The following is a 7,399-nucleotide window of genomic DNA, read 5'->3' as shown; positions in this document are numbered from 1 at the left end:
TATATATTAATTATTATAATTAAAGTTTTATTTATGGGCGATAAAATTTTTCATAACTTATCCGGTAAAACACTCGTTGCTACACCACATGTAATTACAAAAGGCATTTACCATAAATCCTTAATTTATATGTTATCACACACGGAAGAAGGAGCAATAGGATTAATATTTAACCGCTTAGTAAATCATATAGATTTAAAATCGTTTTTTAAAATAAAAAATGACGAAATAACAACCCCGGTTATGGTTCCTATATATCTTGGCGGACCCGTAGAACATGAAAAAGGGTTTTTTCTTCATTCTAGCGATTATAATAAAAATTTGTTATTGGATTTCCATAATGATTTAGCAGTAAGCTCTAATTTAGAAATTTCAGAAGATATAGCTTTCGGTAAAGGACCTAAAAATAGCTTATTCATTGTCGGTTATACAGCATGGAAACCAGAACAGCTTGAAGAAGAATTAGAGAAAAATCTATGGCTGGTTATGGATTGTAATAAAGAATTTATTTTTGCCGATAATCCTGAAAGTAAATGGCATAATGCATTAAAACACTTAGGCATTGATGAAATACATTTCTCATCACAAATAGGGAATGCTTAGATAACGTCATTAGGTATGGCTCATGTGTCATTTTGCGAAGAGGTTTTGTTGCGTGGATCGATAAAACCCACTATGTCATCCCGTGGTCAAGCCACGGGATGGACACAGAAAAGCACTGAATTCCTACTTTCGCAGGAATGATATTTTTATTTAACCATTTTTTGGTAAGCCTAAGCAATAATGCTTTAAAAATTTTCCTTGGCTGCTAATTAAATACACAAAATTAGAATGTTGTAATTCATATTCGTTTGTTTTTACATCAAATATTTTTGGATGTATAGAAAATCTTAAATTGGTTTGCTAATTGTTCAATATCTTGTACTCCCCCCGTTAAACCTATAAAATTAACATCTATTTTTTCTAAATATTTTTTTAATACCTCACTTGTATCATGCTCAGGATCTAGAGCAATAAAAACTACTTGTACTAAAATATTCTCTTTCTTCAAAATCTTAATAATATCTTCTACTCTTTTTAGTGCTTGATTGTCATACAAGGAATTAGGTAGTACCAAAATAAATCAAACTTAAATGACCTTGCAAATGGGTACTATCAAATTTCTTTCCTTCTTGATCTATAAGAGTAAACTTAATTTTAGGCGAATCGTCCATATTACTAGTTTTTGCACCAATCTTAATCTTAGACGAAGTTAATGAAGAATAAAATAAACATAAAAATATTATGCCCGTAATCATAGCTAGGGCTATAAAAATTTTTATAATATACATTTGGATTTTTATTATTTCTCATAACCTAAGTAATTATTAATATTTATTTATAATAAAACTTATTCTTATCATATACGCAATAAAAATTATCTTTTACTATATTAAATATCGTAATATCTAAATTGTAATATTTTTATCATATACATATTTTTAGTTAATAAATTTATTAACTAAGTTGAAATTTTTTGAGTTAATCTTAAAGTTAAGATCATTAAATAAAAAAACAACTGATGAGGATGATTAATATGTTAGATTGGTCAAAAATGACTAAAACACACCAACAGCAAGAAACGGAAAAATCTGTTCTTGAAATATTAGAACCTGTTAAGCTGATAAATGAATATGAGCAGAAATATGCACCTATTATTAATCAAAGTAATAAAGCTATAGTCACCTTAGGACCAAATAAAGAAGATTTAAATATTCTAACTAAATTTTTTAAAGATAAACAATTAGCAGTTAAGAGTGATGACTTTGGAAATTTTGAATTTATCGGAACAAGCGGACATGATGAAAAAATAGACATCTTTAATGTTCCTGCAAATAAAAATCAACCGAATTTAATGATTTATAACAGTAATTATTTAAATAACAACCATTCATTTGCCCAGTCAATTCTTAATACATTTTTTTACAAAAGATTTTAGATACTAAACCAACCAAATTTATTTTAGTAATAAAAGATATTGCCATACAAAACGCTCAATCTCCTGATACTCAAAATAAGATAAAAGAGCTTACTGGTGTATTATGGGAATTTACTAATTTATTTGAATCCATAGACACAGGTAATAAATATATCCGTAATTTTTACCGACACAATAAATGAGAAAACTCAGATTCAAATATCTAATATTTTTAACGCGAGTTTCGTATTAATAGAGGAACTGAATAGCTGATAGTAACTGGGTTACGGGGATCTTGATAATACTGTTTTTGTTATTAAATGTACTTAAAACTGCATAAATTTTTAGTAAATTGTCTTTTTTGACTATAACTATTAAATTGTAAAACTTGTCACACCTCTTACAAACCTTGAAAGGATAAGGATTATAGCATATTCATTAACTATAATTTAGGCATCTTAATATGAAACTCGCGTATTTTTAATGAAGCTCTTAAAGAAAAAAGCTTTAGTGAAAAACAAAAATCTATTATTGCTAAATTAACATCCAATTTTTTCCCTAAGCCTAGTAATAAGCCAAAATACGGAAAAATATTAAAGATTCTATATGATAAAGATTATATCACACCTAATAAAAGTAATAAAATAACCATCAATGATTATAATTCACAAGAAATTTTAAGTGCGATAAAGATGATTAATCTAGAAATAAAATCTAATAATAGATGCACTTAAAACAGAAATAGATAAAATATGGGATAAAAAATACAATATTTGATCCATCTAAAAATCAAAAATTAGTACAACTAATAAAAATCCTAAATGATTCTCAAACTAGGAACAATAAAGACAAGACTATAGCAAATTTTCTTAAGGCTAGTGATGAATTATATTCTATTTTACAAATTTCAAAACCGGAAAGTAGTTTAAATTCTCTTATAAATTATTTGAAATATTTTTCCAATATCAATAATTTTCAAGAGAATTTAAATTTAATTAATTCTTCAGAGTGGTTTGATAATTTATTTAGCGAGGTAGCAAGCCATAATATAAATGGAGAATTATTATTAGCTTTCATAGCAATGATAGAGAGTACTAAAGAGTCGTTTCTTAAAAAATTAAATGAAACTGTTCAGAATTTTTATAATAACATAAAAACTAACAAAACTTTAGATACTGCAAAAGTTAATGATATATTTAAGCTGAGAGAATTTTTAACAAGAATTAAAACCGCTAATATAAAAAATTTAGAGGATATTAAAACTAACTTAAAAGCAAATTTAATAAATTTATCTCTGAATTTATCTATAGATAAAAATATTACTAATTTACAAAACCTAATAAATCCCATCAATGAAGAAGATGCTAAATCGCTATGGGAATATATTACCGGTTCTATAACAGAAATTATTAAAGACGAATATATAAATATAGTAATCTATAATAAGCTACTTACTTCTAAAATACTTCCACAACAAGAGATAGATACTTATAACAAGTTAGAGACATTATTAAAAGATGCTTATGACAATATGTCTAAAAAACATAAGGAAGAACAATTATTAAAAAGCACTTATGAAGATACCAAAGAATATAAAGAAGAACATTGTAAGCGTCAATTAGCTGAAATTTATTGCCAAAAAGCCAAAATCTCCACAATAAACGCCGAATCAATCAATAGAGTTATATAAAAAAGTTGCTGAACTTGGTTCTGTTAAAGCAAATATAGAACTCGGCAAGAAGAATTATTCTGAAGCTCTCAAATATTTACACTTAACTCCCGATGTAACCAGCGTATTAAAAGCTTTTGAAAGCTTAATCAATACTCATAAATCAGAAATAATAAGCAAAATACAACAGGGTGGTATCGAAGATATAACAAAATTATCTTTAGTATTAACTGAAGCATATTTAGAGCAAGCGAAATATTTTAAGAATAGGGGCTAACAAAGTTAGCAGGAGACGCGCAAGAATTAATAAGAATAGCGTTTTTCGATATTATAACGGCAACAATAACCATAGATGAATATAACAATAATATAATATTACATAACCTTTATAAATGTCTAAGTACTTTATACTCCTCTCTTGATACTCAGCTTAAATTTAATAAGATAGCCACAAAATATAAAGATTTTACTCAACAATTTAATAATACGGGAAAAGACGAGAACCTATATCTACTTAGCCTTAAGGATATACCTAGCAATTATAATGAAGATTCTAGCAATATGTTAGGTGCTTGTTATAATTCCTCAGAGTATACTCAATGAGAAAAATTTAATATCTCTTAATACAATTTTTATAGACAAGCAGAAATGTAGTGCTAGTATAAAAATAGCTATATTTAACGATGAATTAGATTATGACAAATAATCAATTTTCCGAAGATACCAAAAAAATCGCCGATCAAATAAAAGATGCATTAATGGGTATTAGTGACGATCTTGTACTTGAGAGTAAAGAGGTAGAGGAAATTTTTGAAGAATTAAGCCAAAATGAAGAATTTGAGTATGAGATAGAGCGAATACTTGCTATCTTAAACGAGCAAACTATGGATTTAACTCAACTGCAAAGCCGAATTATCTTATTAATCCGTAAGTATTTAGGTAAAACTAAAAACTTAAAGCTTAAAATGGATGAGAAGCTCATTAACAAGAATGTTGCCGAAGTCAATAATTATTTAATGCATCAGCATTCTAAAATAGTTAGAGATGCTAATAAAAACCTTGCAAACCCAAAAGACAAATTACAAGGTTTAACCAAACAAGCTAGAATAGACTTAAAACTTTTATTAAAAAGCTTTGCCGTTTACCAAATTTATATGTTTATGAACCCAAAAAGAATAGCAGGCGAAACAAAGCTAATGAACTTCGCCTATAATATGATCAGAGGGGGAATGAAACTCGCTAAAAAATATGAAGGTGGCAAGGAAAAAGACATTAAATCATATTCACCTAAACTTATTAAAAAACTTGAAAAAGCTCATGCCGGCTTTAAAAAAAGTGGCGGTATATCAATTTAACTATTGTATCTTTTTATAAAGAGCTTATACTAAACTAACATTAATATTATGATAGGTATCAAGCTTTCAACTTAAATTATTCATGTAAACTTAATATTTCAGAACTAATAACTTGGGTACATCTTGGCTGCAGTACTCAAGAAAAACACCACGCTCAACCTGTAAAAATTAACATAAAACTCTTTATTTCAACTCCTCCCCTTGCTACTGTAACGGATAATATAAATGATACTGTTTGTTATGCAGAAATCGTACGGCTAGTACAAAAACTTTCTCAAGAGAATCACTTTAATCTTATCGAGTATTTAGCCGCACAAATATATGATATTATTTATCAAAATTTTATCGAATCTAAATTAGAAAAGATTTTTCTAAACGTAACCGTTACTAAATTAAAATCACCGGTTTCAGGAGTGCATGGCGGAGTTTCTTTTTCTTATTCAGGAAAGGAGACACTATGATTTATATTTCTATAGGCAGTAATTTAGGTAATAGACTTTTAAATATTAAAAAAGCTCTAAATTTACTAAAAAGCTGTGATTTTATATTGCTTAAGCAATCTATTATTTTTGAAACACAAGTTATTCTACCACCTAATGCGGATAAAGCTTGGAATAAATCATATTTAAATATGGTGGTGCAGGGCAAAAGTACTTTAACGCCTAGTAAACTTCTAATTGAGCTTAAAAAGATTGAAAAACAACTAGGTAGAGCAAGCTCTTACGATAAATGGTCTCCAAGAGTTATTGACTTAGATATCCTACTTTGGAATAATTGCCATATAGATTTGCCTGATTTTAAAATACCGCATCCTGAATTATTAAACAGACCGTTTTTTATTCATCTAATTGCAGGTTTAAGCTTGGAATGTCGTTATTCATGTCCGACTAATAATTTTTACAACAATAAAACCTTTGCAGAAATAGCACATTTAATTGAAAATCAAGGAGTTATACGCTCTCTTGTTTTAAATCCTCAATTTGTCGGTATTTTAAACATTACTCCTGATTCTTTTTCTGATGGAGGATTGAGTTTTCATAAAGAAGATGCCGTTAGAAATTTTGTACGCTTGATAAATGAAGGGGCTACAATAATTGAGTTTGGATCACAATCAACACGTCCTTCTGCTTTAATTATTAATGAAGATGAAGAATATGCAAGACTTGAGAATGTTCTTGAAGAACTTAGGGAAGTTATAAAGGAAAAAGAAGTTATAGTCAGTATTGATAGTTTCACTCCTGAAGTAATTAAATGTGTTTTAAAAAAATATCCTATTTCCTGTATCAACTTGGTTAAAAATAATCTAGATGACTATACATTACAATTAATTGCCGATTATAATTGTAAAATTATTACTATGCACTCATTAACCGTTCCACCGCAAAAACAAAAATGTCTTGATTTCGATAAATCTCCGCTTGCTAGCTTAAATATATGGGCAGAGCAAGAAATAACAAAATTAGAAAAATGTGGATTTGATAGAAAAAATATCATTCTTGATACTGGAATTGGTTTTGGAAAATCCATTTATCAAAATTTATATATATTACAACATATTAAAGAATTTAAAAATCTAGGGTGTGAGATATTGGTAGGACACTCACGAAAATCTTATATTTCTGCTTTTTATAATTCCAAAGCATCGGGAAGAGATTTAGAAACAATAGCAATATCAAAATATTTAACAGAACATGGAGCTGATTATTTACGAGTGCATAATGTTATAGAGCATCAAAGATTTTTTGTAGCAGATCATATGATTAAATATTCATATTATGAAAAATAGTAAAATCATCGGTATAATGGCATGTGACCCACAAGGGGTGATAGGTAATAAAGGTCAGATACCTTGGTCTTATTCTAAGGAGTTTGAATATTTTTATCAGACGGTAAAAAATAATATTATAGTCATGGGACGAAAAACCTTTGACTCTATACCTGCAAAGATTTTAAAAAATTGTATTTGTATTGTTTTTTCAAGAAATACACCATTACAATCTTATAATAATAGACATCTTTCCAAACCAACTTATAGAGAGGAATTTAAAGGATACACGGAACGCAGCACCACAGCGTATATAGACAATAGCACAGATGCGAGTACCGGATTGACGTCTAAATTACCTCTAGAAGCGAAGTTTGGAAAGATGTCTATTATATTTTTTATTAAATCTTTAGATGATTTTTGGCAGATAATAAAACCTTTTACTGATAAGAAAATTTTTATGGTTGGGGGGACAGAAATAGCGACTCTTTTCCTAGAGCAAAATCTTATTGATGAATTTTTACTTACAAAAATAAATAAAAATTATAATGGAGATACTTTTTTTCCTCTTAATCTTTTAGCAGAATTGTATTCTGTAATAATAGATACAACAAATAATTATCAGATTTATAAATTTACTAAAAGGAGGTAAG

7 protein-coding genes and 1 pseudogene are annotated in these 7,399 nt (G+C 28.0%); 7 read left to right on the top strand and 1 reads right to left on the bottom strand.

Translation table 11 applies throughout. From position 1 onward, the window contains the following. The first annotated feature begins 33 nt into the window (after positions 1–33). Entirely contained in the window at positions 34–603 is a 570-nt protein-coding gene (locus tag REIS_RS08835; RefSeq protein ID WP_008581177.1) for a YqgE/AlgH family protein, read from the top strand. Between the two features lie 150 nt (positions 604–753). On the opposite strand, the pseudogene REIS_RS08830 reads toward REIS_RS08835, so the two are convergent. Beyond that, positions 754–1,353 (bottom strand): annotated as a pseudogene (locus REIS_RS08830) (SCO family protein). Between the two features lie 241 nt (positions 1,354–1,594). Between REIS_RS08830 and REIS_RS08825 the strand changes: the two are divergent. The 6 genes from REIS_RS08825 to REIS_RS17535 all read left to right on the top strand — a co-directional run bounded on the left by REIS_RS08825 (position 1,595) and on the right by REIS_RS17535 (position 7,398). Beyond that, positions 1,595–1,978, top strand: a complete 384-nt coding sequence (locus tag REIS_RS08825; protein ID WP_160142985.1) for a hypothetical protein — start codon at positions 1,595–1,597, stop codon at positions 1,976–1,978. Between the two features lie 925 nt (positions 1,979–2,903). Beyond that, positions 2,904–3,647, top strand: coding sequence for a hypothetical protein (locus REIS_RS08820; RefSeq protein WP_008581173.1), 744 nt, complete (start codon positions 2,904–2,906; stop codon positions 3,645–3,647). Between the two features lie 674 nt (positions 3,648–4,321). Then, complete coding sequence (locus REIS_RS08815; protein ID WP_008581171.1) at positions 4,322–4,981, top strand: DUF5394 family protein; 660 nt, start codon at positions 4,322–4,324, stop codon at positions 4,979–4,981. 95 nt (positions 4,982–5,076) lie between these two features. Further along, a complete protein-coding gene (locus REIS_RS13385) occupies positions 5,077–5,442 on the top strand; it encodes a dihydroneopterin aldolase (protein WP_081819103.1) in 366 nt (121 codons plus the stop codon). After that, a complete protein-coding gene (gene folP, locus REIS_RS08810) occupies positions 5,439–6,767 on the top strand; it encodes a dihydropteroate synthase (protein WP_008581170.1) in 1,329 nt (442 codons plus the stop codon). The genes REIS_RS13385 and folP overlap by 4 nt, the downstream gene beginning before the upstream one ends. Next, complete coding sequence (locus REIS_RS17535; RefSeq protein WP_008581169.1) at positions 6,757–7,398, top strand: dihydrofolate reductase; 642 nt, start codon at positions 6,757–6,759, stop codon at positions 7,396–7,398. Before folP ends, REIS_RS17535 begins: the two co-directional genes overlap by 11 nt. Position 7,399: the final 1 nt, after the last annotated feature.

The organism is Rickettsia endosymbiont of Ixodes scapularis (assembly GCF_000160735.1).
Lineage (GTDB): Bacteria > Pseudomonadota > Alphaproteobacteria > Rickettsiales > Rickettsiaceae > Rickettsia > Rickettsia tamurae.
The sequence above is the reverse complement of the archived record's forward strand: the minus strand, read 5'-3'. Positions and strand labels throughout refer to the sequence as shown.

Coding starts and splice junctions, on each gene's coding strand:
- REIS_RS08835 (WP_008581177.1), top strand. CDS start 34: ATGGGCGATAAAATTTTTCATAACTTATCCGGTAAAACACTCGTTGCT.
- REIS_RS08825 (WP_160142985.1), top strand. CDS start 1,595: ATGACTAAAACACACCAACAGCAAGAAACGGAAAAATCTGTTCTTGAA.
- REIS_RS08815 (WP_008581171.1), top strand. CDS start 4,322: ATGACAAATAATCAATTTTCCGAAGATACCAAAAAAATCGCCGATCAA.
- folP (WP_008581170.1), top strand. CDS start 5,439: ATGATTTATATTTCTATAGGCAGTAATTTAGGTAATAGACTTTTAAAT.
- REIS_RS17535 (WP_008581169.1), top strand. CDS start 6,757: ATGAAAAATAGTAAAATCATCGGTATAATGGCATGTGACCCACAAGGG.